The following is a 25,598-nucleotide window of genomic DNA, read 5'->3' as shown; positions in this document are numbered from 1 at the left end:
GTTCGCCTACCCCGAGGACACGCCCATGAAATCTCCTGCCTTCCACCACGCCGCCCTCGCCTGCCTGGCCGCCGCAACGCTGACCGCCCAGGCGGCCGAGCCGGCGCTGTCCGCTGCGGAAAAGCTCTACCAGGCCAACTGCGCGGCCTGCCATGGCAGCAAGATGGAAGGCGCCGTCGGCCCCACGCTGCGTGCGCACAACTGGCTGCACGGGGCGCCGACCAAGGCCAACCTCGTCAAGATCATCAGCAAGGGCGTGCCGGAGAAGGACATGCCGGCCTGGTCGCCGGCCCTGAACGCCAGCCAGATCGCGCTGCTGGCCGACCTGATCGCCGCCAACGCCGGCAAGCCCGCCGCCGCGCCATCGCCGGCCGCAGCGGCCGCAGCGGCAGCCGCCAAGGCGCAGCAGAACGTGCCCGACCTGGCCGGCTTCAAGCTGCCCAAGGGCTTCCACATCAGCGTCTATGCCAATGACGTCAGCACTGCGCGCAGCATGGTGGTGTCGGACAGCGGCATCGTCTATGTCGGCTCGCGCAAGGCCGGCAAGGTGTACGCGCTGGTACCGCGCGCCGACAAGCAGACGGCCGATGTCGTCACCGTCGCCGAGGGCCTGGAAAACCCGATCGGCGTCACGCTGCTCAACGGCGCGCTGTACGTGGGCGAGATCAGCCGCGTGATCCGCTTCGACAAGATCGACCAGCGCTATGCGCAGAAGCCATCCTACGAGGTGGTCAAGGTCAGCCTGCCCAACGACAAGTGGCACGGCGAGAAGGTCATGAAGGCCGGGCCGGACGGCAAGCTGTACATCCCGGTCGGTGCGCCCTGCAATGTGTGCGACGTCGAAGACACCAAAAGCGCCAAGATCTACCGCATGAACGCCGACGGCAGCCAGCTGGAAGAATACGCGCGCGGCGTGCGCAACACGGTGGGCTTCGCCTTCCATCCGGCGACCAAGGTGCTGTGGTTCACGGACAACGGCCGCGACGAGATGGGCGACAACACGCCGTCGTGCGAGCTCAACGTGGCGCCCAAGGCCGGCATGCATTTCGGCTTCCCGTACTGCCACGGCGGCGTGGTGCCGGACCCGGACTTCGCCAAGGGCCGCAGCTGCGAAGAGTTCGAGCCGCCGGTGGCCAAATTGGGGCCGCACGTGGCGCCGCTGGGGCTGGCCTTCTACACGGGCAAGCAGTTCCCCGAGGCTTACCGCAACAACGTCTACATCGCCGAGCACGGCTCGTGGAACCGCTCGACCAAGAGCGGCTACAGCGTGCGCCTGATTACGCTGTACAACAGCAAGGTCGTCACCGACACCGCCTTCATCGACGGCTTCCTGCGCGGCGAGGAAGTGGTCGGCCGGCCGGTGGATGTGGCGACGCTGCCGGACGGGTCGATGATCGTATCGGACGACTACGGCGGCCGCGTGTACCGCGTGACTTACGATGGCAAATAATCGTCGGGAAAGAACTCATCCGACAGCAATTGCTCGAAGTCCCACGGCCGCGCGTTGGGCAGGTCGCGCAGATGGGCCTCGTGGATAGCAATGTCAACGGCATCGTCCCATACATCGCGATCCCATTGCGGGTTCGCGAGCAGACGCCGCAGACTAGGCATCCGTTTCAGCAAGCGCTTTATTTTTTCGCGCTGGCCGCGTATCGTTTTTTCCCAACTAGCACCACCCCGATCAGGCTGGTACTTCCACTTCAGTAAATGCGCCATCAAGATCGCCATCCGATGCGCCAATTGATGGCGGTGGCTGATGTTCATGTCCTCGATTTCTTCGGCGATATGCTCGATATCGAGCAATGCCCATTGCCCTGAGCGCAGCAAGGCGACCTGCTCCAGCGCCCACTCGGCCACATCGTCTTCGTATGTCGCTGTCATGATGGCATCCTCTCTCAGCTAGTCGGGGAAGAAGTCCTGAGCCAGTGCTTGCTCCAGGGACCAGGGGCAGGCTTCGGGCAAGTCAAAGCAGTGGTCTTCTCCGACCACTCTCATTAACGCATCCAGCCAAACATCTTGAACAAAATCTGCGTCCCCGACAGCTCTACGCAAACTGGGCGAGCGGTTGAGCATGCGGAGAATTTGTGTCCGCTGCAAATCGATCAGCTTTCGCCAGAGGCCGCATCGATGTCCGGATTGCCGCTGCCATCGAGCCAGATGAGCCTGCAATCCGACGCAGCGCATGGCCAACTCACGCCGACAACTCCAGACTATATTTTCGGCCTCCTCCGCAAGGTGCTGCGTATCCAGCAGCGCAAGATCACCGGAGCGCAACCAGAACGCCTGCTCACGAGTCCATTCGGCAAAGTCGTTTTCGTAGGAAGCAGCCATGATCACTCCGGGAAAAAATCAGGCTCCAATATTTGCTCGACTGTCCAAGGCAGCACAGCCGGCAAATCTTGCAAGTGTGTTTGGGCTTCCGCATCCATCTTGGCTCGCCGGTAGACTTGCCTGAGCCACTGAGGGTTGCTCAGCAGTGGTTTCAAATGAGGGTATTGGACAAGATCCTCGGCAACCGCCGTGCGCTGCTCCCTGATTGTCTTCACCCAACTGCTACCTCGCCTGCCCGGCTGATACTTCCATTTCAGGAGATGTGCAAGAAGTACGGTTTGACGACTTTGAAGCTCTCTCTTTTCGCTCTTGCCCACATCCTCGATCTCCTCGGCGATGTTGTCACGATCCAGCAGTTCCCAACGGCCAGCACGCAGCAAGGCCGCCTGTTGTTCGGACCAGGCGATGACGTCGTCTTCGTATAAGGTGCCCATGATCTGGTTTGACCGGGCGCGGCGCTAAAAGTTCAGGACGAAAAAAAACCGCCGGGGCGCTCCGGCGGTTTTTTTTGTCGAACAGGTTACAGCTTACTGTGCAGCGGCAGCAGCGGCTTCTTCAGCAGCGGCTTTCATCGACAGTTTCAGACGGCCGCGGTCGTCGGTTTCCAGAACCTTGACGCGCACTGCCTGGCCTTCTTTCAGGTAGTCGGCAACGGCGTTCACACGCTCGTTGGCGATTTGCGAGATGTGCAGCAGACCATCTTTACCTGGCATGACTTGGACGATCGCGCCGAAGTCCAGCAGCTTGAGCACAACGCCGTCGTAGGTCTTGCCTACTTCGACCGATGCGGTCAGTTCTTCGATGCGGCGCTTGGCTTCCTGGCCGGCAGCAGCGTCGACGGAAGCGATGGTGACCACGCCTTCGTCGCTGATGTCGATCTGGGTGCCAGTCTCTTCGGTCAGGGCGCGGATGACTGCGCCGCCTTTGCCGATGACGTCACGGATCTTCTCCGGGTTGATCTTGATGGTGATCAGGCGCGGTGCGAAGTCCGACAGTTCGGTCTTCACGTGCGGCATGGCTTTTTGCATTTCGCCCAGGATGTGCTCGCGGCCCTCTTTGGCTTGCGCCAGCGCCACTTGCATGATTTCCTTGGTGATGCCCATGATCTTGATGTCCATCTGCAGCGCGGTGATACCGTTGCGGGTACCGGCTACTTTGAAGTCCATGTCGCCCAGGTGATCTTCATCGCCCAGGATGTCCGACAGAACCGCGAACTTGCCGCCTTCCTTGATCAGGCCCATCGCGATACCGGCGACGTGCTCTTTCATTGGAACGCCGGCATCCATCAGCGCCAGGCAGCCGCCGCAGACCGAAGCCATCGACGACGAACCGTTCGATTCGGTGATTTCCGACACCAGACGCACGGAGTAGCTGAACTCTTCCGGCGATGGCAGTGCGGCGATCAGCGCGCGCTTGGCCAGACGGCCGTGGCCGATTTCGCGGCGCTTAGGCGTACCGACGCGGCCGGTTTCGCCGGTGGCGAACGGTGGCATGTTGTAGTGCAGCATGAAGGAGTCGGTGAACTCGCCCATCAGCGCATCGATCTTCTGGCTGTCGCGTGCGGTGCCCAGGGTGGCAACCACCAGCGCCTGCGTTTCGCCGCGGGTGAACAGCGCCGAACCGTGGGTGCGTGGCAGTACCGAGGTGCGGATCGAGATCGGACGTACGGTGCGGGTGTCGCGGCCGTCGATACGTGGCTCGCCGTCCAGAATCTGGGTACGGACGATCTTGGCTTCCATGTCGAACAGGATGTTGTTCACTTCGGCAGCGTCGACTGGCGCGGCGCCGGCAGCGGCGGCTTCAGCGGACAGGTCGGCCAGCACTTCGCTGGTGGCGGCCTTCAGCTTGGCGGTACGCTCTTGCTTGTCTTTGGTCTGGTAGGCTTCGTTGATTTTGCTCGATGCGAAATGCGCAACGCGGCCGATCAGCGCTTCGTTCTTCGCTGGTGGCACCCATTCAACTTCAGGCTTGCCGCCGTCGCGTACCAGGTCGTGGATCGCGTCGATGACTGCTTTCATTTCGGTGTGGCCGAACACCACGGCGCCCAGCATGATTTCTTCGGACAGCTGCTGCGCTTCCGATTCCACCATCAGCACGGCGGTTTCGGTACCGGCGACAACCAGATCCATCTGCGAGGTCTTCAGTTGTTCAACGGTAGGGTTCAGGATGTACTGGCCGTTGGCGTAGCCGACGCGCGCTGCGCCGACCGGGCCGTTGAACGGTACGCCCGACACGCACAGGGCGGCCGATGCGCCGATCATGGCGGCGATGTCTGGATCGATTTCCGGGTTGACCGACAGCACGTGAATGATGACTTGCACTTCATTCAGGTAGCCTTCCGGGAACAGCGGACGGATAGGACGGTCGATCAGGCGGGATGTCAGCGTTTCTTTTTCCGAAGGACGACCTTCACGTTTGAAGAAACCGCCCGGGATTTTACCGGCAGCATAGGTTTTCTCAACGTAGTCGACGGTCAGCGGGAAGAAGTCCTGGCCTGGCTTGGCGTCTTTGCGTGCGACGACAGTAGCCAGCACCACGGTATCTTCAATCGATACCATGACTGCACCGGAGGCCTGGCGAGCGATCTCGCCGGTTTCCAGCGTCACGGTGTGTTGACCGTACTGGAAGGTTTTCGTAACTTTATTAAACATGGGTAATCCCTTTCTATTTGCCGACAGATTTTCAGGGGCTGTCGTTCACCTCACCACAGACGGCATGCGCCGTCTTTACTGCAACTGCTAAAACCCAGGAATTCCATGTCGCACTGCCAAGACGCTATTCCGCTTGGCAAGTTTTTCCCGGCAAAATGACAAAATGCCCGCGTCAGCAAACTGGCGCAGGCATTTCGATTAAGCCGGATGACGCAAAAATTACTTACGCAGACCCAGTTTAGCGATCAGATCGCGATAACGGGTAGCATCTTTGCCCTTCAGGTAGGACAGCAGGCTCTTACGACGGTTAACCATCATAATCAGACCACGACGCGAGTGGTGATCCTTGCTGTGTGCCTTGAAGTGGCCGTTCAATTCGTTGATGCGTGCGGTCAGCAGCGCAACTTGAACTTCTGGGGAGCCGGTGTCTTTTTGACCACGGGCGTTGTCCGCGATGATCGCGGCTTTGTTGATGTTTTCTACGGTCATGATATTTACCTTTAACATGCGGTGCGCGGAGTCTGAACCCTGCACACCGTGAACTTCAAAAAAAACTGATCCGAAGACCAGACCCGGAAGTATAGCGGAAAATCCCCCGCATGTATCCTGTGTTGGCTACAATTCTTGTATCTTTCCAGTTCTACAGAGGGGTTCGTCATGAAAAAACTGATATTTGTGGCAATGTTGCCAGTCCTGTTGAGCGCCTGCGCCAGCATGAGCACCCCTCCACTGGCGGCCGGCGAACCCGCCGACGCGGTCAAGGACAAGCTGGGCCAGCCCACCGGCACGTATGCCAGCGGCGCCGACACCATGCTCGAATACGCCGGCGGACCGTTCGGCCAGTACACCTACATGGCGCGCATCGGCCCGGACGGCAAGCTGATTTCCTTCGAACAGGTGCTCAGCAGCGAGAAGTTCGCCACCGTCAAACCACGCAAGGACAGCAAGCAAACCATCCTCAGCACCTTCGGCAAGCCGGCTCAGCAGGTGCATTACGCCAGCGTCGACGGCGATGTGTGGGTTTACCGCTACAAGGAGCAGAACGTCTGGGATTCCGTGATGCACGTGGAATTCGACCGTAACGGCATCGTCCAGGCCATGGTCAACGGCCCGGATCCGGAACGGGAATCGCGCCGCGGCCGCTAGAGATGTAGCAAAGATACACAAAAACACCCCCTCAAACCAAGGGATTCTCCCATTTTTGTAGCCAAACTACTTTAACGAGTAGATAATACGCCAACAAAAATGGAGATCCCCCATGCATGCAAAAGTGAAACCGGCCACGCCGGCACAAAAGCCGAAGCTGTCGTTCTGGGCCATCTGGAACATGAGCTTCGGTTTCCTCGGCATCCAGGCCGGCTTCGCCCTCCAGCAAAGCAACGTCCCGCGCATCTTCCAGACCATGGGCGCCGAGCTCGACAAGATCGGCTTCCTGATGACCGCCGCGCCGCTGGCCGGTCTGCTGGTGCAACCCATCATCGGCTACCTGAGCGACCGCACCTGGGGCCGCTGGGGCCGTCGCCGGCCCTACTTCTTCATCGGCGCCGTGCTGGCCACGCTGGCGATGCTGGGCCTGCCGAACGCCACCGTGCTGTGGAGCGCCGCCGCCATGCTGCTGGTGCTCGACGTCGCGATCAATATTTCGATGGAACCGTTCCGCGCCTTCGTCGGCGACCTGCTGCCCAAAGAACAGCTGACCACCGGCTATGCCGTGCAGACCTTCTTCATCGGCGTGGGCGCGGTGGGCGCCTCGGCCTTGCCGTGGGTGCTGACGCACTGGTTCGACGTGGCCAACACCGCCGCCGCCGGCAAGACGCCGGACTCGGTGGTCTACGCCTTCTACATCGGCGGCGCGATCTACCTGGCGGCCGTGCTGTGGACCGTGCTGCGCACCCGCGAATACTCGCCAGAACAGCTCAGTGAATTCCATCCCGAGCCGGAACAGGCGGCGCCCGCATCGACCGGCGTGCGCGGCTTTATCAGCGACTACCTCAACATGCCGAAGATCATGGTGCAATTGTCGCTGGTGCAGTTCTTCACCTGGTTCACCTGGTTCTCGATGTGGACCTACGGCACGGCCACGCTGACCCAGCACATCTACCACGCCACCGACACCACCTCCGCGCTGTACAACGAAGGGGCCAACTGGTGGGGCGTGTGCGGCGCCGTCTACAACGCGGCCTCGATCGCCTTCGCCTTCGTGCTGCCGCTGATCGCCGCGCGCACCAGCCGCAAGACCGCGCACGCGCTGGCACTGGCCGTCGGCGGGCTGAGCTTTGTCTCGATCTACTTCATCACCTCGCCGATGACGTTGCTGCTGTCGTTTGCCGGCGTCGGGCTGGCGTGGGCCAGCACCTTGTCGATGCCCTACGCCATCCTCGCCGGCAAAATACCGGCGAAGAAAATGGGCATGTACATGGGCATGTTCAACATGTCGATCGTGATTCCGCAGGTGGTGTCCGGCGTCTGCCTGGGCTACTTCCTGACGCATGTGTTCAACGGCAGCGCCGTGATGATGATGGTGCTCGGCGGACTCTCGATGTTCATCGCGGCCGCGCTGGCCATGCGTATTGAAGAGAACGAGTAGCTTAGGTTCAACCTCCGCTGCCGAGCCACGCGGCCAGTTCGGTCTTGCCGCTGGCTGAAACGCCCAGCACGCGCGTGTCGTCGTTGCGGTGCAGCCAGCCGCGCTCGACGAAGTTATCGAGCAGCGCCACCGCCAGCGGCCCAGCGAAGTGATCGCGGCGCTCTGACCAATCGACGCAGCCGTACAACTGGCGCTGCGCCGGTGCGCCTTCCGACAGCACGATGCCCAGCTCGCGCATTTGCGCCTCACCCAGAGGCGTCAATGGGTACTCGTGCCCATCGCCCTCCCCCGGCTTGACCCAGCCGTTATCGACGAAGCGGCGGCACAGGTCCACACCCAGCACGCCCGCCAGATGGCCGTAGCAGCTGCGCGCATGACGCAGGCCGCGCATGGCCGGCGCCTGCCAGCGCGTGGTCTCGGGCAACGCGCCATCGGCAACACGCAGCAAGGCTTCCAGTGCATGGGCGACGTTGCCGTCGGCGAGCATGTAGTAGCGGTGGCGGCCTTGCGCGCGCACCCGCGCCAGGTTTTCATCGACCAGCAGCTTCAGGTGCTGCGACGCGGTCGGTGCGGATACGCCTGCGTGCTGCGCCAGATCGGTGGCCGTGTAGAAGCGGCCGTCCAGCAAGCGCGACAGCATCAGCGCGCGGGTCGGGTCGCCGATTGCGGCGGCCACGCGGGCGAAGCGCGGTTGCGGCGTGCTCATCGCGCGGCCACCGGTGGATGATACGGCGGCGCTTCGTCGCGCTCCATCAAACCGTAATCGCGGATGACGCTGGCTACGCGCAGGCGGTAGTCGTCGAACACGCCGGCGCGGCCGGCGCTTTGCGCCTCGCGATGCAGCTCCTGCTCGCGCCAGGCGCGCACCGCATCCTCGTCGCGCCAGAACGACAGCGACAACAGCTTGCCGGGCGACTTCAGGCTCTCAAACCGCTCGATGGAAATGAAACCGTCTATCTTTTCCAGCAGCGGCGCCAGCTGGGCCGCGCGGTCGAGGTACTCGGCTCGGCCCTCGCTGCTGGGAATGACTTCGAATATCACGGCAATCATGTCGAGCTCCTGAGCAAAAAGGCATTGACGGCATTGTAGAGCAGCCCACGCGACGACTCCAGATGCATCAGGTGCGTGGCACGCGGGATGGTCTTGCAGACTTTGATGCTGCCGCCCAGTTCCGTCAGCAAGCGGACGGCGTCGGCTTCGGAGCAGACGCTGTCCCATTCGCCGCGCACCAGCAACGTCGGCGTGCCGATGCGCGCCGGGTCGTACAGCGCATGGCCGGACCACAGCGCGCGCACGTCGATTTGCGGCCCTGCCGGCGTCAGCACGGCTGGCGGCGTGCGGGTGGCGGCGCCGGTGTCGGAGGCCAGGAATGCGGCGCTCCAGTGCTGGAAATGCGCCTCCGACAGCAGTTGCGGCAGGCCGCGCGGGACGTCTTCGACAAAGCGCCGGTACTGCGCCCACGCGGTCAGCGGATAATGCGACGCCATGCCTGCCGCGGCAGGCACGTAGGCACCGGCAACCATGGCGGCGCTGCGCGTGACAATCGGCGCGAACAGCACCAGCGCGCTGAGCTCTTGCGGATAATCGCCCGCATAACGCGCCGCCACCGAGCCGCCCCACGAATGCGCCAGCAGCATGACCGGGCGGCCGCCGTTGCGCTCGCGGACGGCGCGGACCACGCGGTGCAGTTGCGCCTGCACGTCATGCAGGCGGCCTGCGGGGATGGCGTCGTCTTGCGGATAGCGCTCCGAAGCGCCGTAGCCCGCGAAGTCGAAACCCCATACGTTGAAACCGGCGTCGTTCAATTCATCGGCCCAGCTGCGGCCATCGAACGCGAAGAATACCGAGAGATCGGCGCCGAACGTGGAGCCGTGTACGTAGATCACATCGCCCAGGTCGCGGGCGGCGCGGCGCACCTGCAGCGCCAGCATCGGCGTTTCCATCAGTTTGATCATTGAAGCCTCCTGTCATCGAATCGACAAGATAGCTGTTTGAATCGACGCACGCTTCGGCGTGGAGCGAAGCATAGGCGGCGTCCAGAAGTGCGTTCGATTGAATGCCATGTCATCAACATTTCATCATTGTTACGTAAATTGTTGCCTGCATTACTACAGTTTTCATGTTTCCCTGACAATCGACCTGGATCAATCAAATGCATATTTTCAAATTCGCGCTCGCACGCACGCAGGTGTGTGCATGAGCCGACGTGACTTCCTCCGCAAAATGGGCAAGTCGGCCGGCGCAAGCGCCGTGCTTGCGACCTTCCCACCATCCATCCAAAAGGCGCTGGCCCTCCCCGCCAACCAACGCACTCGCAGCCTGCAGGATGTTGAGCATATCGTCGTGCTGACGCAGGAGAACCGCAGTTTCGACCATTACTTTGGCACCCTGGAAGGGGTCAGGGGATTCGGTGATCCCTTTCCGATTCCGGTGATGGACCGGCAAAATCTCTTCAATCGCAAATCGGTCTTCGTGCAGCGCTCTGTCGGTGGGGCGCCGGTGCCTGGCCGGCCCAACTGGCCACAGGGCAGCGCCATCGCGCCGTTCCGGCTCAACACGGTGCAGGACTTTCCAGTCATGCGCGTGGCCGGGACGCCCCATGCCTGGCTCGACGCCCAGCTGGCGTGGGACCACGGACGTATGAATGACTGGTGCACGGTCAAGCAGAACCGCGCGATGGGCTATTACGCTGACGCCGACATTCCCTTCCAGTTCGCGCTGGCGCGTGCCTTTACCATCTGCGACCACTATCACTGCGCAACCCAGACCGGCACCAACACCAACCGGCTGTTTCTGTTCAGCGGTCACAACGATCCCCTGGCGGCTGCGGGCGGCCCGTCGACGGACAACAGCCGCGACGACTTCAATCCGGACATGTCCACCGACTACTTGTGGACCACCTATCCGGAGCGGCTCGAAGCGGCGGGTATCCGCTGGCAGGTTTACCAGAACATGGCGGACAACTTCACCGATAACTCGCTGGCCGGATTCCGCTCCTTCCGCAACGCGTGGTATCGCCGGCCGGGCTATTCGCAATCCCTGCGCGATCGCGGCACCACCACGCGCGACATCGACCTGCTCAAGGCCGACGTGCTGGCCAACCGCCTGCCGCAGGTCAGCTGGGTCGTCGCGACCGCCGAAGGCTCCGAACACCCGGGCCCCTCGAGTCCGGCGTCGGGCGCCGACTACATCGCGCGCGTGCTGGACGCCCTGACCGCCAATCCCGACAGCTGGAGCAAGACGGTCCTGATCATCAACTTCGACGAGAATGACGGCTTCTTCGACCACATGCCACCGCCGGCCGTTCCTGCATACACGAGCTACAGCAGCAATCCGGCGCAGTCGCAGCTCGCCGGTGCGTCGACCGTCGACACGACCGGCGAGTACCATCACGTGCTCAACGGCGCCGATGCACGGACGCACCATCGCCCCTACGGTCTCGGGCCGCGCGTTCCGATGTATGTCATCTCGCCGTGGACCAAGGGCGGCTGGGTGAATTCGCAGGTCTTCGACCACACCTCGGTGGTGCGTTTCATCGAGGCGCGTTTCGGTGTGCGCGAGCCGCTGATCAGCCCATGGCGCCGTGCGGTGAGCGGCAACCTGTTGTCCTGTTTCGACTTCGCCAACCCGAACGACAACGGCTTCACACAACTGCTGCCGGAAACGGCTGCGCGGCGTTCGATGGCGCTGAGCCTGCCAAACACCAAGGTACCCGCAACGCCGACCACCCTGACGGCACCGGTCCAGGCTGCCGGCGTGCGTCCGGCACGCGCCCTGCCCTACGAACTCCAGGTGCAGGCACAGGTGCCGGTCGGAGGCGGCCAGGTGGAGCTCAGTTTCGACAACCAGGGCGAAGCCGGGGCGGTGTTTCATGTGTACGACCGCCTGGCGCTGGATCAGGTCCCGCGCCGCTATACGGTCGAACCTGGCAAACAGCTCAAAGGCCGCTGGAACACCGCATCTGCCTACGATCTCTGGGTACTGGGACCGAACGGCTTCCATCGCCACATCGTTGGGGACGTGCGCGGTGACGGCAACGCTGCCTGGCCGGAAATGAGCCTGCGCGCCGAACGCAGCGCCGGCGAGCTGCTCATTGAGCTGGTCAACAATGGCGCACAGCCATGCACCTTCGTACTCACCGCCAACAAGTATTACGCGAACAAGCCGCTGGAAGTGCGCGTCGTCGCACGCTCGAGGAGCGCCGTCCGGCTTCCCCTGGCATCAAGTTCCAACTGGTACGACTACAGCCTGCGTGTGGCTGGCTTGCCGGGCTGGATGCGCCGCTTCGCCGGCCATCTGGAAAACGGCTTGCCGTCCATCAGCGACCCTGCGATGCGCGGGGCAGCGCAACTTGACCAGTACCGCGTCATTTGATTTTTATAAGGAGCTTTTCATGAAGTGCAGATTTTTCCTTGCCGCGGCCTTGTTCGCCGTGGCGTGTAGTGGCAAGGCTGACGTCATCTACGGTCAGAACCTCGTTGTCAACGGCGATGCCGAAGCAGGCCTGAGCGGCTGGACCGACTACCCGGGTTACAACATGGTCCAATCGGTCGACTATGGCAGCAACTGGGTGCTTCCCACCCAGCCTGGCCCGGTCAATCGCGGAGCGAAGATGTTCGCCGGCCTCGGGCAGTATGCGGTGGGCTATCAAACCCTGGACTTCGGCGTGCCGACGGCCCAGAACAGTTCCTTTTCCCTGAGCGGATGGCTCGGCGGCTGGGCCGCCCAGGGCGACAACGCACTGTTCTATGTGCAGTTTCTCGATGCGTCGAACAATGCGATAGGAAACGCCGCGATCGGTCCCGTCACCCCGCAGGATCGGGGCAACCAGACCGGCCTGTTCTATCGGGAGTCCGTGGGAATCATGCCTGCTGGCACCAGCAAACTGTCGTTCTGGCTGTCGATGGAGCGACTCGCTTCGAACGACAACGATGGCTACGCGGATAACCTGTCCTTCATCGCTCGGGAGATTACCAGCCCGGTACCGGAACCGGGCATGGCGTCGATGCTCTTGCTGGGCATGGGCATGTTGGTCGGGGCGATCCGCCGCAATACGCGCGCGCAGATGTCGTAATGGGGGCCGCCCGTGGTTGTTTGCTGAAATTCTAAGCAAGCAATCACGGGCGGAACGTTGCAAAATCGCTGGCGTGCTTTATCAACTACTGCGTACGGCTAGCGATAGCGCTCTTAACCCACTTGTCCAAGGTCGTGCCCTTGCCGGCAGCGTCAAATCCATTTTCGATCGTGACAAGAACACCGTTAGGGTCAAGCAATGCAAAAGTCGGGTAACTCTTTACGCCTATCTGGCCGATCAATTCCTCCGCGCCAGCGACAGTGCGCCAGCTTAGTCGCGTTCGCTGGGCAAATTTCTTGGCCTCGTCAGGCGAATCAAAAGTGACTGCGAGGGTAGAGAATTCCTTATTGCGCTCGGCGAATGCATTGAGCATCGGCACCTCCTTGATACAAGGTGCGCATTCAGAAAAATAGAAGCTCACGACGGTGTACTTGCCACGCAGCGCCTCATTGTCGACAACATTGCCATCGGTCGCATGGAGTTTAAAAGCAGGGAAAGGCGAGCCTGCAGCAAGTTTGTACTTAACCTTGGGCGCCTTGGTTTTCCCGGACTGGAGCTTGACGATCGCCGTGGCTTGCTCACCCACCTTGCTCTTCTCCATGCTGAATCCCGATTCGGAGAGCTTTTTCTGGAACTGCACAAAGGTGATTGAGGAGCCATTCGTATCCTGGTATTCAATCTTCTGATAGTCCGTCAAAGCCATTTGATCTCTGAATTCGAGTTCGGCGCTTGAGACAGCCTTGGTGGGCTTAACCGAATTCGCATTCGCGAACTGGGGAGTGCAGGCAAAGGAAATTAATAGCCCTACAGCAGCGAAGGAGAGTGAGCGCATGAGGAAGAATGATCGTGGAATAATTGACAATAGTATCATATTGCCAATGCAGACCGCAGCGAAGAAGGCGCATCTTTACAGCGCATTCACCTGGGCGTGGAGAATGGCGCCAGCGCTTGCGTAGCCGCCCGTGGACTGAGCGTCCTCGCTTCAAGCAAGCGCATGGCGCGAGCCACATCGGCTTTTCGCGACTCGTCGTTCAGCACCGCCTGATTGTCGGCCATGGACCGCAGCAGCTGCGTGGAGAGCCGGTCGAGTTCGGGGCGTACGGTCTTGGCGAGATCGGGAGCGTCATCAAACTTGCCGGCGTGTTGCGCGCTCCATTGAGCGAACAACTCCCGCTGCACGGTTTTAGACGCCTCGATCTGCGCGCGAAACACCGTCTCGATCCACGCGCTGGAAAGGCCTAGCGCGCCCCCCTCCTTCACGGCAGCCTGGATGACCTGCGCTTCGCGCCCCAGGTCTTCAACAGGCGCTTGCACATTCCATTTGGCGCGCGCCACGGCTTGCGCCAGCAGCAGGCGCTGATCGATCGCCAGCCGCAACGGCTCCAATCCCCTGAGCTCGGTGTCGACCTGGGCGCTTGCCATCATGCAGACAAGCAGCAACCCAAGCAAGGCGACTAGCCTCATGCAATATGTATAGGGCGTGCGTATCTGCATCAGGGCTGCGGATTGACGCGCTCGATCTTCGAGTGCAGCTTGTTCAGCGCCGACAGATAGGCCTTGGCCGAAGCGACGATGATGTCCGGATCGGCGCCGACGCCGTTGACGATGCGCCCTTCCTTCGACAAGCGCATCGTCACCTCGCCCTGCGACTGGGTGCCGGTGCTGATGGCGTTGACCGAGAATAGCACCAGCTCCGCGCCGCTGCCCACTTCCGATTCGATGGCGTTGACGGTGGCGTCGACCGGCCCGTCACCCCGGCCTTCGGACACATGCTCCTCGCCGTCGATCGTGAACACCACTTTCGCGCTCGGCGTGTGGCCGGTGTTCGACTGTTGCGACAGCGAGATGAAGCGGTAGTACTCGCTCTCATGCGATTGCTCTTCGTCCGACACCAGCGCCAGGATGTCTTCGTCGAAGATGTCGGACTTGCGGTCGGCCAGCTCCTTGAAGCGCACGAAGGCGGCGTTGACTTCCGCTTCCGATTCCAGGTCGATGCCCAGTTCCTGCAAGCGCTGCTTGAAGGCGTTGCGGCCGGACAGCTTGCCCAGCACGATCTTGGTGGCGGTCCAGCCCACGTCCTCGGCGCGCATGATCTCGTAGGTCTCGCGCGATTTCAGCATGCCGTCCTGGTGGATGCCGGAAGCGTGCGCAAACGCGTTGGCGCCCACCACCGCCTTGTTCGGCTGCACGGCGAAGCCGGTGATCTGCGACACCATCTTGGACGCGGCAACGATCTGCGTGGTGTCGATGCCGACGTCGAGGTTGTAGTAGCCGCCGCGCGTGCGTAGCGCCATCACCACCTCTTCCAGCGCGGTGTTGCCGGCCCGTTCGCCCAGGCCGTTGATGGTGCATTCGATCTGGCGCGCGCCGCCTATCATCACGCCGGCCAGCGAGTTGGCCACGGCCAGGCCCAGGTCGTTATGGCAGTGCACCGACCAGATGGCCTTGTCGGAATTGGGTATGCGTTCGCGCAGGCGGCGTATGGTTTCGCCGAAAATCTCCGGCACCGCGTAGCCTACCGTGTCCGGGAAGTTGATGGTGGTCGCGCCCTCTTCGATCACGCCTTCCAGCACGCGGCACAGGAAGTCCTCGTCCGAGCGGCTGCCGTCTTCCGGGCTGAATTCGATATCGTCGGTGAACTGGCGGGCGAAGCGCACGGCGTTGCGCGCCTGTAGCAGCACCTGGTCGGGCAGCATGCGCAGCTTCATCTCCATGTGCAGCTTGGAGGTGGCGATGAAGGTGTGGATGCGTTTGCGTTCGGCCGGCGCCAGCGCTTCGGCGGCGCGCGAGATGTCGCGGTCGTTGGCGCGCGACAGCGAACAGATGGTCGATTCGCGCACCACCGAGGCGATCGCCTTGATGGACTCGAAGTCACCTTGCGAGGCGGCCGCGAAGCCGGCTTCGATGACGTCCACGCGCAAGCGCTCCAGCTGCTTGGCGATGCGGACTTTTTCGTCTTTCGTCATCGACGCGCCCGGCGATTGCTCGCCGTCGCGCAAGGTGGTGTCAAAGATGATGAGGCGGTTGGATGAGTTGCTCATGATAGCTCCGTGGCTGATGCTTCGTTGCTTGAATTCTCAGGGCCTACCGCCCTTGCCGGTTAGCGCCGCTCGCTGGGGTCGCTGGAGTGTTCGTCGGTCTGGATCAGGCTGACCTTTTTGCCCTTGGCCAGCCGCCACGCCGATACCGCGTAGCCCGACAGGCCGTAGGCGATGAAGATCGGGAACAGCACCTTGGGCGGATCGATCGACACCAGCGCAAACACCAGCGCAATCAGGAACACCGCGATGAACGGCACCGATTTGCGGAAGTTCACATCCTTGAAACTGTAGAACGGCACGTTCGTCACCATGGTCAGGCCGGCGAACACGGCGATGCTCCACGAGACCCAGCGCAGTTCGAGGCCGGACACTTCCTGGTCCACCATCAGCAGCACGAAGCCGGCCACCAGCGCGGCGGCCGACGGCGATGGCAGGCCTTGGAAGAAGCGCTTGTCGACCACTTCGATATTGGTGTTGAAGCGGGCCAGGCGCAGCGCGGCGCCGGCGCAGTAGACGAAGGCGGCGATCCAGCCCAGCTTGCCCAGGCCGCGCAGCGACCATTCGTAGATCACCAGCGCCGGTGCGGCGCCGAAGGACACCATGTCCGACAGCGAGTCGTACTGGGCGCCGAATTCGCTCTGGGTGTTGGTCAGGCGGGCGACGCGGCCGTCCAGGCCGTCCAGCACCATGGCGATGAAGATCGCCCAGGCCGAGTGTTCGAATTTCTGGTTCATCGCCATGACGATGGCGTAGAAGCCGCAGAACAGCGCGGCGGTGGTGAAAGCGTTCGGCAGCAGATAGATCCCGCGATGGCGCGGCCGGTCGAGGTCTTCGCCCCGGGCGCGGCGGGCAAAACGGCTGAAGCGCGACATCTGGGGCGTTTTGCCTTGGGCTACGCCGTTCTTGGCTCGGCGGCGGGGGAATTTGGCCATAGGGTTCCGTTTCTGATTAACTGGTCATGTTGCGCCATCATTATAGTGGAGCCGCCCATAAAAAAGGGGATGGCGAGCCATCCCCCTATTCTGCCCAGGTTCGCTTATTTGAAGCGCACTTTGCCTACCAGCCGCATCTGCAGCGTGGTTTCGCCCGGTTCGAAGCTGGGTTCCTCCACCGGAGGCGGCGGCGAGCTGCCGGCCATCGCCATCGCCACGCGCGACGAGCCCGTGACGTTGACGCGGTCCTGGTAATTGCCCGAACCCTCGAAATCGATGGTATCGATCACGGCGTCGCCGACCTTGCGGCCCATCGCGCGGGCGATCGAGTTGACGCGCTCGGTCAGGTTCGCGTAGGTGGCGGCGATGCGCTGGTCGTCCAGCTTGCGGGTGGTCTCCGGCGCCAGGCCAAAGTGCAGATTGTTCAGCGACAGCGTGCGCTGGGCGGCGGCCACGGTTTTCGGCAGGCCGGCCAGGTTGACGGTGGTCACTTGCAGCGACTGCCCCACGCGCCAGGCGGTCGGCACGCGCGGCTTGCGCGGCTGGCCGTTCAGCGGCTGCGGCTGTTCTTCCGGATAGACTGGGTAGGTGTAGTAGCCCTGGGTCTTCAGGCTGGCCTGGGGATCTTCCTGCTTGACGATCTCCAGCCCCTGCTTCATCTTCTGATTGACGCGGGAGGCTGCGGCCGCCTTGTCCTTGTCGACTTCTTCGACGGACAAGGTGATAACGGCCTGGTCATTGACGTGGCGGACTTCGCCGAATGCGGGGACGACCACCAGGGCGCCGGCGGTCGGCAGGGATTCCTGCGGAGCCGCCTGCGCGGACAAAGCGCAGGCGGTGATGGCGGCGGCAGCCAGATGTTTCATTACAGTCATTGCATACTCCGTGATTGGTATAAAAGCAATCGCAACTGTACCTCAGCGCACGCCGCCGCGCATAGACTTACTTGAATCGTACCTTGCCCACCACGTTCATTTGCAGCGTGGTTTCGCCCGGTTCGAAGCTAGGTTCCGCCACTTCGGCGCTATCCATCATCTTGGCCGAACGCATCATCATCGGCGCCGGTGCGCCGCCCATGCGTTCCTGGGCGTAGTTGCCCGAGCCTTCGAAGTCGATGGTGTCCAGCACGGCGTCGCTGACCTTGCGGCCCATGGCGCCGGCGATCGAGTTGATGCGCTCGTTCAGGTTCTTGTAGGTGGCGGCGATGCGCTGGTCGTCGAGTTGACGGGTGGTTTCCGGCGTCAGGCCGAATTGCAGGCCGTTCAGGGTCAGGATCTTTTGTGCGGCGGCCACGGTTTTAGGCAGTTTTTCCAGATTGGTCGTGGTCACTTCCAGATACTGACCCACGCGCCAGGCGGTCGGCACGCGCGGCTTGGACGACTGGCCGTTCGGCGTCGGACGGTCTTCCGGGTACACGGGATAGGTGTAGTAGCCCTGGGTTTTCAGGCTGGCGCTCGGGTCTTCTTTCTTGACGATGTCCAGGCCCTGCTTCATTTTCAGGTTGACGCGCGAAGCGGCGGCGGCCTTGTCCTTGTCCTGCTCTTCGATCGCCAGGGTGGCGACCGCTTGATCGTTGGCGTGTTTGACTTCGCCGAAGGCCGGCACCACGACCAGCGTGCCGGTGGTAGGCAGCGATTCGAGCGGGGCGGCGTGCGCGGCGAGCGCGAAGGAGGCGGCAGCGGCTGCGGCGATAGTTTTCATGACGGTCATTGCGGGCTCCAAAAATTAAAATTACAACAAGACGAACTTTACCTGAAATTGCCGCCGAGACCTGTAAGACATGGTGAGTGTTTGTAACAAAGTCCCATGTGCTAAAGTTGCCGCCGGATTCAATCACTTTCGAAAGCTGCCATGTCGTATCCGTATTTGAGTGACGTTATCAAGGCCTGGGCCGGCATCGACCTGCCGCTGCCGCTGGCGACCTTCGGCCTGTTCGTGGCGCTGGGCGCACTGGTGGCCGGCGCGCTATTCCGCGCGGAGCTGCAACGCCTGTACGAAGCGGGCAAGATCGGGCCGGCGCGCGTGCGCGGCGCCGATATGCCGCCGCAGGATGTGGTCAGCGATTTCATGGTGGTGGTGATGGTGGCCGGCGTGCTCGGCGCCCGCCTGTTCCATATCCTGGAACATACCGACCAGTTTGCCGCCGATCCGATGGGCATGATCTTCACGCGTTCGGGCCTGAGCATTTTCGGTGGCCTGATCCTGGGCACGCTGGCAGGCATGGTGTGCGTGCGGCGCTGGCGTTTGCCGGTGCGTCCGCTGCTGGACGCGGCAGCGCCGGCGATGATGATCGGCTATGCGATCGGCCGCATCGGATGTCAGGTTTCGGGCGATGGCGACTGGGGCATCGCCGCCAACATGGCGCTGAAGCCGGAGTGGCTGCCGACCTGGCTGTGGACGCAAACCTACGACAACAACATCTACGGCGAGCTGATCGCCTTGCCCGGCGTGTATCCGACGCCGATGTATGAAACGGCGATGGCGCTGCTGTGCTTCGCCGTGCTATGGGCGTTGCGCAAGCATGCGTTCCGCATCGGCTGGCTGTTCTCGGTGTATCTGGTGCTGGCCGGCGTGGAGCGTTTGCTGATCGAGCAGATCCGCGTCAATCCCGTGTTCAATGTCGCAGGCCTGCATGCCACCCAGGCGGAGATCATCGCGGTAGCGTTGATCGCGCTGGGCGCCATAGGTGCCGCAATCCTCAGCCAGCGCGCAAGTGCGGAGGCCGGCGCTGGCAAGCATACATGCCCTTAGGACCAAGCCTGCCGAAGAGTTTGGTGAAACACCTCGTTCAAGTTCGGCAGCACATCCCCTCGCTGAAACGCTGGCGGAACAATAGACTCAAGCCTGTCCAACTGCTGATCATCGATCAAAGCATGAATACACGGTCGGCAGCAGTCGCCGGACATCGTCAGAAAAGCTGATATTCTCCGCATGTTGGAATCACAGCTCAGGTCAAAAAAAATGATTTATATCGTATAAAAAAATTACCGCGCATACCCTGCTTCACGCTGGCTGCGGATACCGAGTATGTACACAGTGTCGAGCTGGTCGACAAATCGGTATAGCGCGACATACCCTCGGCCCTTGCGGCCGATGATGAGTTCTCGCTTGCCACCTGCCGTCGGCCTGCCAATCAAAGGGCTGTGTGCCAGAACTTCGATCGCCTGGACAATTTCATTAATGCGGGCAGCAGCTTCCCCGGATGCAGAGTGCCCGACATGCTCGATGATGCGATCCAGGTCCTCTGCAACCTCGGGCGCAAACTCGATGCGCGTCAATTCAGCCTCGCCTTTTTTTTGCTACAGGGCGTTGTGCTGAAATCCCTGCAACGCGCTCTTCGATATACCGGCGCATATCAGCCCAAGGTATAGTCTTTCCGGTTTCCAATAGATTGGCAAACCTCACATCGGCCTCGGCCTCGAAACTGGCGCGCTGCTCCTCCAGCTCCGCCTTTTCAGCTATGGCTTCAAGAATAAAACTGTGAGGTGTTTTCCCCGTCCGTTCGGCGGCACTGGTAACGCGCGCCTTCAACTCATCGGGCAAACGTATTGTTGTAGTTGGCATGAAAACCTCCTTTTCCATTTAAATGTAGCACATATGTGCTACACATTGTTGCCGTGCTACAGTTAAGCATTAACCATTAATGTCATTAAAATATGATTCCACTTCGCGCCGCACTTACCTTCCTGCTGCTGGTCGCCGCCAGCTTGCCCCAGGCCCAGACCGTCGATGCGCCACCGCTGCACCTGCAACTGCCGTCGACCTGGACGCTCGACTCGGCCAGGCGGCCGATGGAAGGCAAGGGACCGGATGGCGAAAAGATGATGGTGACGATAGCCCGCGCCCTGCCGAACAAGACCACCACGGCCAGGGAAGACGCGCACGCGTTTGCACAGGGCGTCCTGAAAGACGTGGCCAGCCGCAACGGCAAACTCGTAGTACGTGCAGTCGAAGAGTTCCCTGTGCCGGAAGGGAAAACTGCTTACTCATCGGCGTCAGAGTCTTCCCGCATGTTCGGAAAATATTATTTCATCCAGTATCTGCTGGCCTCCGAGAACGCAATGTTTTATTTCACGTTCGAAGGCAAAGGCGAGGCCCTGCCAGCGCTTAAGCGCTTTGATGCGCTGATGAACGAGCAACGCTGGGACGAATAAAAAAAGCCGGCTCGCGCCGGCTTTTTTTGCATCGAAGATGAAGCTTAGTTCTTCGATTGATCGACCATCTTGTTCTTGGCGATCCAAGGCATCATCGCGCGCAGTTTTGCGCCGACTTCTTCGATCTGGTGCTCGGCCGTCAGACGACGGCGCGAGATCAGGGTCGGAGCGCCTGCCTTGTTTTCCAGGATGAAGGACTTGGCGTACTCGCCGGTCTGGATGTCCTTCAGGCACTGACGCATCGCATCCTTCGTGGCCGAGGTGACGACCTTAGGACCGGTCACGTACTCGCCGTATTCGGCGTTGTTCGAGATCGAGTAGTTCATGTTGGCGATGCCGCCTTCATAGATCAGATCGACGATCAGCTTCAGTTCGTGCAGGCACTCGAAGTAAGCCATTTCCGGAGCGTAGCCCGCTTCGGTCAGGGTTTCGAAGCCGGCCTTGATCAGCTCGACCGCGCCACCGCACAGAACAGCCTGTTCGCCGAACAGGTCGGTTTCAGTCTCTTCGCGGAAGTTGGTTTCGATGATGCCGGCACGGCCGCCGCCGTTGGCCGATGCGTACGACAGCGCGATGTCACGGGCGATGCCGGACTTGTCCTGGTACACGGCGATCAGGTGCGGCACGCCGCCACCCTGGGTGTAGGTAGCGCGCACGGTGTGGCCTGGGGCCTTCGGTGCGACCATGATCACGTCCAGGTCGGCGCGCGGCACGACTTGGCCGTAGTGCACGTTGAAGCCGTGGGCGAAGGCCAGTACCGCGCCTTGCTTGGCGTGCGGCGCGACGTTTTCGTTGTAGACCTGGGCGATGTTCTCGTCCGGCAGCAGGATCATGATGACGTCGGCGGCCTTGACCGCGTCGTTCACTTCCGCCACTTTCAGGCCGGCTTTCTCAACCTTGTTCCACGAAGAACCGCCCTTGCGCAGGCCGACGGTCACGTTGACGCCGGAGTCGCTCAGGTTTTGCGCGTGGGCGTGGCCCTGCGAACCGTAGCCGATGATGGCAACGTTTTTGCCCTTGATGAGGGAGAGGTCAGCGTCTTTGTCGTAGAAAACTTTCATGGTATTTCCTTAGTAGTATTTTTGAATTTGTTTAAACTTTGAGGATGCGTTCGCCGCGTCCGATGCCGGAACCGCCGGTACGTACCGTCTCCAGAATGGAGGCGCGGTCGATCGAGTCGATGAACGCGTCGAGCTTGCTCTTGGCGCCGGTCAGTTCGATCGTGTAGGTCTTTTCGGTGACGTCGATGATGCGGCCGCGGAAGATGTCCGCCGTGCGCTTCATCTCTTCACGCTCCTTGCCCACCGCGCGCACCTTAATCAACATCAGTTCGCGTTCGATGTGCTGGCCCTCGGTCAGATCGACCACCTTCACCACTTCAATTAAACGGTTGAGGTGCTTGGTGATCTGTTCGATGATGTCGTCCGAACCGGTGGTGACGATGGTCATCCGCGACAAGGTCGCGTCTTCGGTCGGCGCCACGGTCAGCGTTTCGATGTTGTAGCCGCGGGCCGAGAACAGGCCTACCACGCGCGACAGCGCGCCGGCTTCGTTTTCCAGCAAAACAGAGATAATGTGTCGCATGTTATAAGTCCTCCGAACCCAACAGCATTTCAGAGAGCCCTTTGCCCGCTTTCACCATCGGCCAGACGTTTTCCGATTGATCGGTAATGAAGTTCATGAAGACCAGCTTGTCTTTCATGCCGAAGGCGTCGCGCAGCGCGCCGTCGACGTCGCCCGGTTTCTCGATGCGCATGCCGACGTGGCCATAGGCTTCCGCCAGCTTCTCGAAGTTCGGCAGCGAATCCATGTAGGACTCGGAATAGCGCGAACCGTAGTCGATCTGCTGCCACTGGCGTACCATGCCCAGGAAGCGGTTGTTCAACATGATGATCTTCGGCGTCAGATGGTATTGCTTGCAGGTCGCGAGTTCCTGGATGCACATCTGGATCGAACCTTCGCCGGTGATGCAGGCGACGGTGGCGTCCGGGTTGGCCATCTGCACGCCCATGGCGTACGGCAGGCCCACGCCCATCGTGCCCAGACCGCCCGAGTTGACCCAGCGCTTAGGCTTGTCGAACGGGTAGTACTGCGCGGCCCACATCTGGTGCTGGCCGACGTCGGAGGTGATGAAGGCGTCGCCCTTGGTCACTTCCCACAGCTTCTGCACCACGGCTTGCGGCTTGATCACCAGGTCCGAGGTCGGATACTTCAGGCAATCGCGGCCGCGCCATTCGCCGATCTGCTTCCACCAGTCCTTGAGCGCGGGCGCGTTCGGCTTGGCGTCCGCAGCGTCGAGCTGGGCCAGGAATTCGATCAGCACGTCCTTGACGTTGCCGACGATCGGGATGTCGACCTTCACGCGCTTGGAGATCGACGATGGATCGATGTCCACGTGGATGATCTTGCGCGGGTTGGAGGCGAAGTGTTTCGGGTTGCCGATCACGCGGTCGTCGAAGCGGGCGCCGATGGCGATCAGGACGTCGCAGTGCTGCATCGCCATGTTCGCTTCGTAGGTGCCGTGCATGCCGGGCATGCCGACGAAATTCTCGCTCGACGCTTTGTAGGCGCCCAGGCCCATCAGCGTGTTGGTGACCGGGAAGCCCAGCTTGTCGACCAGCCTGTTCAGCTCGGGCGAGGCATTGGCCAGGATCACGCCGCCGCCGGTGTAGATCATCGGGCGTTCGGCTTGCAGCAGCAGCTGGACTGCCTTGCGGATCTGGCCGGAGTGGCCCTTGTCGACCGGTTTGTACGAACGCATCTCGACCTCTTTCGGGTACGAGTACGTCGTCTTGTGCATCGAGATATCCTTCGGGATGTCGACCAGCACGGGGCCTGGACGGCCGGTGCGGGCGATGAAGAAGGCTTTCTTGACGGTTTCCGCCAAATCCTTGACGTCTTTGACGAGGAAATTGTGCTTGACCACGGGACGGGTGATACCGACCGTGTCGCATTCCTGGAAGGCATCCTGGCCGATGGCGTGGCTAGGCACCTGGCCCGAGATCACGACCATGGGGATGGAATCCATGTAAGCGGTGGAAAGACCTGTCACGGCATTGGTGACGCCCGGACCGGACGTGACCAGCGCGACACCAACCTTGTTCGAGCTGCGCGAGTACGCATCGGCGGCATGCACTGCGGCCTGTTCGTGACGCACGAGGACGTGTTGGAATTTGTCTTGCTTGAAGATGGCGTCGTAGATATACAGTACGGCTCCGCCCGGATAGCCAAAGACGTGCTCTACGCCTTCCTCGGCCAGGCAGCGCACCAGTATTTCAGCGCCTGTGAGCGTGTTCGCTCCTTGTGATGCGGTTGCTTCGGTATTCATGAAACATTCCTTTCAAGGTCCATAGGAGATTGATCGGATGCTCTTTCCTAACGAAGTAGGCCCACCTCTACAGCTTTGCCCTGCTTCCCTTTTTTTCTGCAGTCACACCTGCCTCTTCCGTCAACCGTAGTGACGTGCAAAGCAGTGCTAGCTGCAAACTCTCGTTTGGCTGGATCTGTCTGTAGCGGTTCTGCGTACCTCTCGCGCTTGTGGCACGGGTTAGAGCAAACTGCTGACATATGAAAGCGCGTCTCGTCGATTGCGGCGTTGTGTGCCTGCTGCGACCAGACCATAGAGCTTCGGGGTGTTCAAAGCGTCCCATACGGTACACCCGGCGCCCCCGTTTGGGCAAGTGAAATATCGAAAATATCCCCGATGCGGTGCATTTTGCATCGTCAAAGCCGCAAAAACCATGCAGAAATGGCTAATTTTTGCTAGCATGCGCTCAGTTCACGAGCCGCCACCTAGCGGCCCAGCGCCGGCTTTTCCGGCAGTATCCACACCCGACGCATGGCCACAGACAAAGAATTATCCGACTTTCTCGAAAACGTCGAGCGGCGTGCCTTTAAACAAGCCGTCTACGCAGTGCGCAAGGACGAATCCGCATTGGACATCGTGCAGGACGCGATGATCAAACTCGCCGAAAAATACGGCGACAAGCCGGCCGCCGAGCTGCCAATGCTGTTCCAGCGCATCCTGCAAACCACCATCCTCGATTATTTCCGCAGGGAAAAGGTCCGCAACACCTGGGTCAGCCTGTTCTCGGGCATGGCCCCCTCGGGCGGTGAGAATGAGGACTTTGATATACTCGAATCCTATGCCGCCGAAGACGGAACCGAGGCTTCCGAATCGAGCGCAGACAAGGTCGAGCGCCAGCAAATGCTGTCTTTGATCGATGCCGAAGTACAAAAGCTTCCGGCACGTCAACGAGAAGCCTTCCTTATGCGTTATTGGCAGGACATGGACGTGGCTGAAACAGCCGAAGCGATGGGGTGTTCCGAAGGGAGCGTGAAGACACATTGCTCACGTGCAACACATACACTCGCGGAGTCGCTAAAAGCCTTGGGAATAACACTATGAATACCGACGATCTGAATTTCGCTTACAAAGTGCGCCACGCGCTCAATGAAAAGCTGGACGATCTGCCTGCATCGACCACAGACCGCCTGGCTCAGGCGCGCAAGCTGGCGCTCGCCCGTAAAAAGGCGCATGTGGAGGCGCCGATGAAGGTGCGCGCCACCAAGGCCGGGCTGGCGACGGCCGGCGGCTTCTTCTCGTTCTCCTGGATGACCCGCATGAGCGTGGCGCTGCCATTGCTGGTGTTGGTCGGCGGCCTGGCCGGCATCTACCAGTACGAGCAGGAACAGCGCGTTGCCGACCTGGCCGAGCTCGACGCCGCCGTGCTGTCCGACGAATTGCCGCTGTCCGCCTACCTGGACCACGGTTTTAACGCCTACCTGACCCAAAGCGAGTAACCAGCATGGCATTGAGCGGTCGCGC

At 61.2% G+C, this 25,598-nt stretch carries 28 protein-coding genes; 9 read left to right on the top strand and 19 right to left on the bottom strand.

Going from position 1 to position 25,598, the window contains the following annotated elements:
* Positions 1-25 precede the first annotated feature (25 nt).
* Positions 26-1,450, top strand: coding sequence for a PQQ-dependent sugar dehydrogenase (locus tag GEV01_RS07725; RefSeq protein ID WP_152803155.1), 1,425 nt, complete (start codon positions 26-28; stop codon positions 1,448-1,450).
* Here the strand turns inward: GEV01_RS07725 and GEV01_RS07720 are convergent.
* From GEV01_RS07720 to rpsO, 5 genes are all read right to left on the bottom strand, one after another.
* A complete protein-coding gene (locus tag GEV01_RS07720; RefSeq protein ID WP_152803153.1) occupies positions 1,435-1,881 on the bottom strand; it encodes a DUF29 domain-containing protein in 447 nt (148 codons plus the stop codon). The genes GEV01_RS07725 and GEV01_RS07720 overlap by 16 nt on opposite strands.
* 18 nt (positions 1,882-1,899) lie before the next feature.
* The gene (locus tag GEV01_RS07715) at positions 1,900-2,331 is read right to left on the bottom strand and encodes a DUF29 domain-containing protein (RefSeq protein WP_152803151.1); all 432 of its coding nucleotides are present in this window, start codon (positions 2,329-2,331) and stop codon (positions 1,900-1,902) included.
* A gap of 2 nt (positions 2,332-2,333) precedes the next feature.
* Positions 2,334-2,765 carry a DUF29 domain-containing protein gene (locus tag GEV01_RS07710; RefSeq protein WP_152803149.1) on the bottom strand — a complete coding sequence of 144 codons (432 nt, stop codon included), beginning with the start codon at positions 2,763-2,765 and terminating at the stop codon, positions 2,334-2,336.
* Between the two features lie 93 nt (positions 2,766-2,858).
* Complete coding sequence (pnp, locus tag GEV01_RS07705; protein ID WP_008450435.1) at positions 2,859-4,982, bottom strand: polyribonucleotide nucleotidyltransferase; 2,124 nt, start codon at positions 4,980-4,982, stop codon at positions 2,859-2,861.
* Positions 4,983-5,201: 219 nt separating this feature from the next.
* Positions 5,202-5,471 (bottom strand): 30S ribosomal protein S15, encoded by a 270-nt coding sequence (gene rpsO, locus GEV01_RS07700; RefSeq protein WP_008450438.1) that lies wholly within the window; start codon positions 5,469-5,471, stop codon positions 5,202-5,204.
* Positions 5,472-5,639: 168 nt separating this feature from the next.
* Between rpsO and GEV01_RS07695 the strand changes: the two genes are divergently transcribed.
* Positions 5,640-6,128, top strand: coding sequence for a hypothetical protein (locus GEV01_RS07695; protein ID WP_152803147.1), 489 nt, complete (start codon positions 5,640-5,642; stop codon positions 6,126-6,128).
* Positions 6,129-6,240: 112 nt separating this feature from the next.
* A complete protein-coding gene (locus tag GEV01_RS07690) occupies positions 6,241-7,569 on the top strand; it encodes an MFS transporter (RefSeq protein ID WP_152803145.1) in 1,329 nt (442 codons plus the stop codon).
* A gap of 7 nt (positions 7,570-7,576) precedes the next feature.
* Here the strand turns inward: GEV01_RS07690 and GEV01_RS07685 are convergent, their stop codons facing one another.
* The 3 genes from GEV01_RS07685 to GEV01_RS07675 are packed head-to-tail and all read right to left on the bottom strand — an operon-like array spanning position 7,577 to position 9,524.
* Entirely contained in the window at positions 7,577-8,275 is a 699-nt protein-coding gene (locus GEV01_RS07685; RefSeq protein WP_152803143.1) for an ArsR/SmtB family transcription factor, read from the bottom strand.
* Positions 8,272-8,619: an antibiotic biosynthesis monooxygenase family protein gene (locus GEV01_RS07680; RefSeq protein ID WP_152803140.1), complete on the bottom strand. Its 348-nt coding sequence runs from the start codon at positions 8,617-8,619 to the stop codon at positions 8,272-8,274. The genes GEV01_RS07685 and GEV01_RS07680 overlap by 4 nt, the downstream gene beginning before the upstream one ends.
* Positions 8,616-9,524 (bottom strand): alpha/beta fold hydrolase, encoded by a 909-nt coding sequence (locus GEV01_RS07675; RefSeq protein ID WP_152803139.1) that lies wholly within the window; start codon positions 9,522-9,524, stop codon positions 8,616-8,618. The genes GEV01_RS07680 and GEV01_RS07675 overlap by 4 nt, the downstream gene beginning before the upstream one ends.
* Positions 9,525-9,765: 241 nt before the next feature.
* On the opposite strand from GEV01_RS07675, the gene GEV01_RS07670 reads away from it, so the two are divergent.
* Both GEV01_RS07670 and GEV01_RS07665 read left to right on the top strand, forming a co-directional pair.
* Positions 9,766-11,943 (top strand): phosphocholine-specific phospholipase C, encoded by a 2,178-nt coding sequence (locus GEV01_RS07670; protein ID WP_152803137.1) that lies wholly within the window; start codon positions 9,766-9,768, stop codon positions 11,941-11,943.
* A gap of 19 nt (positions 11,944-11,962) precedes the next feature.
* Positions 11,963-12,643, top strand: coding sequence for a PEP-CTERM sorting domain-containing protein (locus tag GEV01_RS07665; RefSeq protein WP_152803135.1), 681 nt, complete (start codon positions 11,963-11,965; stop codon positions 12,641-12,643).
* A gap of 85 nt (positions 12,644-12,728) precedes the next feature.
* On the opposite strand, the gene GEV01_RS07660 is transcribed toward GEV01_RS07665, so the two are convergent.
* The 6 genes from GEV01_RS07660 to GEV01_RS07635 all read right to left on the bottom strand — a co-directional run bounded on the left by GEV01_RS07660 (position 12,729) and on the right by GEV01_RS07635 (position 18,326).
* The gene (locus tag GEV01_RS07660) at positions 12,729-13,475 is read right to left on the bottom strand and encodes a TlpA family protein disulfide reductase (RefSeq protein WP_175022976.1); all 747 of its coding nucleotides are present in this window, start codon (positions 13,473-13,475) and stop codon (positions 12,729-12,731) included.
* A gap of 86 nt (positions 13,476-13,561) precedes the next feature.
* The gene (gene aroQ / locus GEV01_RS07655; RefSeq protein WP_235914275.1) at positions 13,562-14,068 is read right to left on the bottom strand and encodes a gamma subclass chorismate mutase AroQ; all 507 of its coding nucleotides are present in this window, start codon (positions 14,066-14,068) and stop codon (positions 13,562-13,564) included.
* Between the two features lie 68 nt (positions 14,069-14,136).
* Positions 14,137-15,684 (bottom strand): 2-isopropylmalate synthase, encoded by a 1,548-nt coding sequence (locus GEV01_RS07650; RefSeq protein ID WP_152803131.1) that lies wholly within the window; start codon positions 15,682-15,684, stop codon positions 14,137-14,139.
* Positions 15,685-15,743: 59 nt separating this feature from the next.
* Complete coding sequence (gene pssA, locus GEV01_RS07645; protein WP_152803129.1) at positions 15,744-16,616, bottom strand: CDP-diacylglycerol--serine O-phosphatidyltransferase; 873 nt, start codon at positions 16,614-16,616, stop codon at positions 15,744-15,746.
* Between the two features lie 104 nt (positions 16,617-16,720).
* Positions 16,721-17,491 carry an SIMPL domain-containing protein gene (locus GEV01_RS07640; RefSeq protein WP_152803127.1) on the bottom strand — a complete coding sequence of 257 codons (771 nt, stop codon included), beginning with the start codon at positions 17,489-17,491 and terminating at the stop codon, positions 16,721-16,723.
* Between the two features lie 67 nt (positions 17,492-17,558).
* Positions 17,559-18,326, bottom strand: coding sequence for an SIMPL domain-containing protein (locus tag GEV01_RS07635; RefSeq protein ID WP_152803125.1), 768 nt, complete (start codon positions 18,324-18,326; stop codon positions 17,559-17,561).
* 156 nt (positions 18,327-18,482) lie between these two features.
* Between GEV01_RS07635 and GEV01_RS07630 the strand changes: the two genes are divergently transcribed.
* Positions 18,483-19,367: a prolipoprotein diacylglyceryl transferase gene (locus GEV01_RS07630; RefSeq protein ID WP_235914274.1), complete on the top strand. Its 885-nt coding sequence runs from the start codon at positions 18,483-18,485 to the stop codon at positions 19,365-19,367.
* 233 nt (positions 19,368-19,600) lie between these two features.
* Here GEV01_RS07630 and GEV01_RS07625 read toward each other — a convergent pair whose 3' ends face one another.
* Positions 19,601-19,894, bottom strand: coding sequence for a type II toxin-antitoxin system RelE/ParE family toxin (locus tag GEV01_RS07625; protein WP_152803121.1), 294 nt, complete (start codon positions 19,892-19,894; stop codon positions 19,601-19,603).
* Position 19,895: 1 nt separating this feature from the next.
* A complete protein-coding gene (locus GEV01_RS07620) occupies positions 19,896-20,180 on the bottom strand; it encodes a ribbon-helix-helix protein, CopG family (RefSeq protein WP_152803119.1) in 285 nt (94 codons plus the stop codon).
* A gap of 92 nt (positions 20,181-20,272) precedes the next feature.
* On the opposite strand from GEV01_RS07620, the gene GEV01_RS07615 reads away from it, so the two are divergent.
* Complete coding sequence (locus tag GEV01_RS07615) at positions 20,273-20,770, top strand: hypothetical protein (RefSeq protein WP_152803117.1); 498 nt, start codon at positions 20,273-20,275, stop codon at positions 20,768-20,770.
* A gap of 44 nt (positions 20,771-20,814) precedes the next feature.
* Here GEV01_RS07615 and ilvC read toward each other — a convergent pair whose 3' ends face one another.
* From ilvC to GEV01_RS07600, 3 genes are read right to left on the bottom strand one after another with little or no spacing between them, the layout of a single operon-like run.
* The gene (gene ilvC, locus GEV01_RS07610) at positions 20,815-21,831 is read right to left on the bottom strand and encodes a ketol-acid reductoisomerase (RefSeq protein WP_152803115.1); all 1,017 of its coding nucleotides are present in this window, start codon (positions 21,829-21,831) and stop codon (positions 20,815-20,817) included.
* 31 nt (positions 21,832-21,862) lie between these two features.
* Positions 21,863-22,354, bottom strand: coding sequence for an acetolactate synthase small subunit (ilvN, locus tag GEV01_RS07605; protein WP_008450481.1), 492 nt, complete (start codon positions 22,352-22,354; stop codon positions 21,863-21,865).
* A gap of 1 nt (position 22,355) precedes the next feature.
* The gene (locus GEV01_RS07600; RefSeq protein WP_152803113.1) at positions 22,356-24,098 is read right to left on the bottom strand and encodes an acetolactate synthase 3 catalytic subunit; all 1,743 of its coding nucleotides are present in this window, start codon (positions 24,096-24,098) and stop codon (positions 22,356-22,358) included.
* Positions 24,099-24,608: 510 nt separating this feature from the next.
* Here GEV01_RS07600 and GEV01_RS07595 point away from each other — a divergent pair.
* Both GEV01_RS07595 and GEV01_RS07590 read left to right on the top strand, forming a co-directional pair.
* Positions 24,609-25,178, top strand: a complete 570-nt coding sequence (locus tag GEV01_RS07595) for an RNA polymerase sigma factor (RefSeq protein WP_008450484.1) — start codon at positions 24,609-24,611, stop codon at positions 25,176-25,178.
* A complete protein-coding gene (locus GEV01_RS07590; RefSeq protein ID WP_152803111.1) occupies positions 25,175-25,573 on the top strand; it encodes a DUF3619 family protein in 399 nt (132 codons plus the stop codon). Before GEV01_RS07595 ends, GEV01_RS07590 begins: the two co-directional genes overlap by 4 nt.
* The last annotated feature ends 25 nt before the right edge of the window (positions 25,574-25,598 follow it).

This window comes from Rugamonas rivuli, from assembly GCF_009380165.1.
In the GTDB taxonomy this organism is placed as follows: domain Bacteria; phylum Pseudomonadota; class Gammaproteobacteria; order Burkholderiales; family Burkholderiaceae_D; genus Rugamonas; species Rugamonas rivuli.
Note: the sequence above shows the minus strand (reverse complement) of the source record. Positions and strands in the feature narration are given on the sequence as shown.

Bases quoted from the DNA above. Each gene is read 5' to 3' on its own strand.
- GEV01_RS07680 (WP_152803140.1), bottom strand. From the start codon at position 8,619: ATGATTGCCGTGATATTCGAAGTCATTCCCAGCAGCGAGGGCCGAGCC.
- GEV01_RS07710 (WP_152803149.1), bottom strand. From the start codon at position 2,765: ATGGGCACCTTATACGAAGACGACGTCATCGCCTGGTCCGAACAACAG.
- GEV01_RS07615 (WP_152803117.1), top strand. From the start codon at position 20,273: ATGATTCCACTTCGCGCCGCACTTACCTTCCTGCTGCTGGTCGCCGCC.
- GEV01_RS07685 (WP_152803143.1), bottom strand. From the start codon at position 8,275: ATGAGCACGCCGCAACCGCGCTTCGCCCGCGTGGCCGCCGCAATCGGC.
- GEV01_RS07675 (WP_152803139.1), bottom strand. From the start codon at position 9,524: ATGATCAAACTGATGGAAACGCCGATGCTGGCGCTGCAGGTGCGCCGC.
- GEV01_RS07595 (WP_008450484.1), top strand. From the start codon at position 24,609: ATGGCCACAGACAAAGAATTATCCGACTTTCTCGAAAACGTCGAGCGG.
- GEV01_RS07640 (WP_152803127.1), bottom strand. From the start codon at position 17,491: ATGACTGTAATGAAACATCTGGCTGCCGCCGCCATCACCGCCTGCGCT.
- rpsO (WP_008450438.1), bottom strand. From the start codon at position 5,471: ATGACCGTAGAAAACATCAACAAAGCCGCGATCATCGCGGACAACGCC.
- GEV01_RS07665 (WP_152803135.1), top strand. From the start codon at position 11,963: ATGAAGTGCAGATTTTTCCTTGCCGCGGCCTTGTTCGCCGTGGCGTGT.
- GEV01_RS07725 (WP_152803155.1), top strand. From the start codon at position 26: ATGAAATCTCCTGCCTTCCACCACGCCGCCCTCGCCTGCCTGGCCGCC.
- aroQ (WP_235914275.1), bottom strand. From the start codon at position 14,068: ATGATGGCAAGCGCCCAGGTCGACACCGAGCTCAGGGGATTGGAGCCG.
- pssA (WP_152803129.1), bottom strand. From the start codon at position 16,616: ATGGCCAAATTCCCCCGCCGCCGAGCCAAGAACGGCGTAGCCCAAGGC.
- pnp (WP_008450435.1), bottom strand. From the start codon at position 4,982: ATGTTTAATAAAGTTACGAAAACCTTCCAGTACGGTCAACACACCGTG.
- GEV01_RS07670 (WP_152803137.1), top strand. From the start codon at position 9,766: ATGAGCCGACGTGACTTCCTCCGCAAAATGGGCAAGTCGGCCGGCGCA.
- GEV01_RS07660 (WP_175022976.1), bottom strand. From the start codon at position 13,475: ATGCGCTCACTCTCCTTCGCTGCTGTAGGGCTATTAATTTCCTTTGCC.
- ilvC (WP_152803115.1), bottom strand. From the start codon at position 21,831: ATGAAAGTTTTCTACGACAAAGACGCTGACCTCTCCCTCATCAAGGGC.
- GEV01_RS07720 (WP_152803153.1), bottom strand. From the start codon at position 1,881: ATGACAGCGACATACGAAGACGATGTGGCCGAGTGGGCGCTGGAGCAG.
- GEV01_RS07590 (WP_152803111.1), top strand. From the start codon at position 25,175: ATGAATACCGACGATCTGAATTTCGCTTACAAAGTGCGCCACGCGCTC.
- GEV01_RS07690 (WP_152803145.1), top strand. From the start codon at position 6,241: ATGCATGCAAAAGTGAAACCGGCCACGCCGGCACAAAAGCCGAAGCTG.
- GEV01_RS07695 (WP_152803147.1), top strand. From the start codon at position 5,640: ATGAAAAAACTGATATTTGTGGCAATGTTGCCAGTCCTGTTGAGCGCC.
- ilvN (WP_008450481.1), bottom strand. From the start codon at position 22,354: ATGCGACACATTATCTCTGTTTTGCTGGAAAACGAAGCCGGCGCGCTG.
- GEV01_RS07620 (WP_152803119.1), bottom strand. From the start codon at position 20,180: ATGCCAACTACAACAATACGTTTGCCCGATGAGTTGAAGGCGCGCGTT.
- GEV01_RS07600 (WP_152803113.1), bottom strand. From the start codon at position 24,098: ATGAATACCGAAGCAACCGCATCACAAGGAGCGAACACGCTCACAGGC.
- GEV01_RS07635 (WP_152803125.1), bottom strand. From the start codon at position 18,326: ATGACCGTCATGAAAACTATCGCCGCAGCCGCTGCCGCCTCCTTCGCG.
- GEV01_RS07715 (WP_152803151.1), bottom strand. From the start codon at position 2,331: ATGGCTGCTTCCTACGAAAACGACTTTGCCGAATGGACTCGTGAGCAG.
- GEV01_RS07650 (WP_152803131.1), bottom strand. From the start codon at position 15,684: ATGAGCAACTCATCCAACCGCCTCATCATCTTTGACACCACCTTGCGC.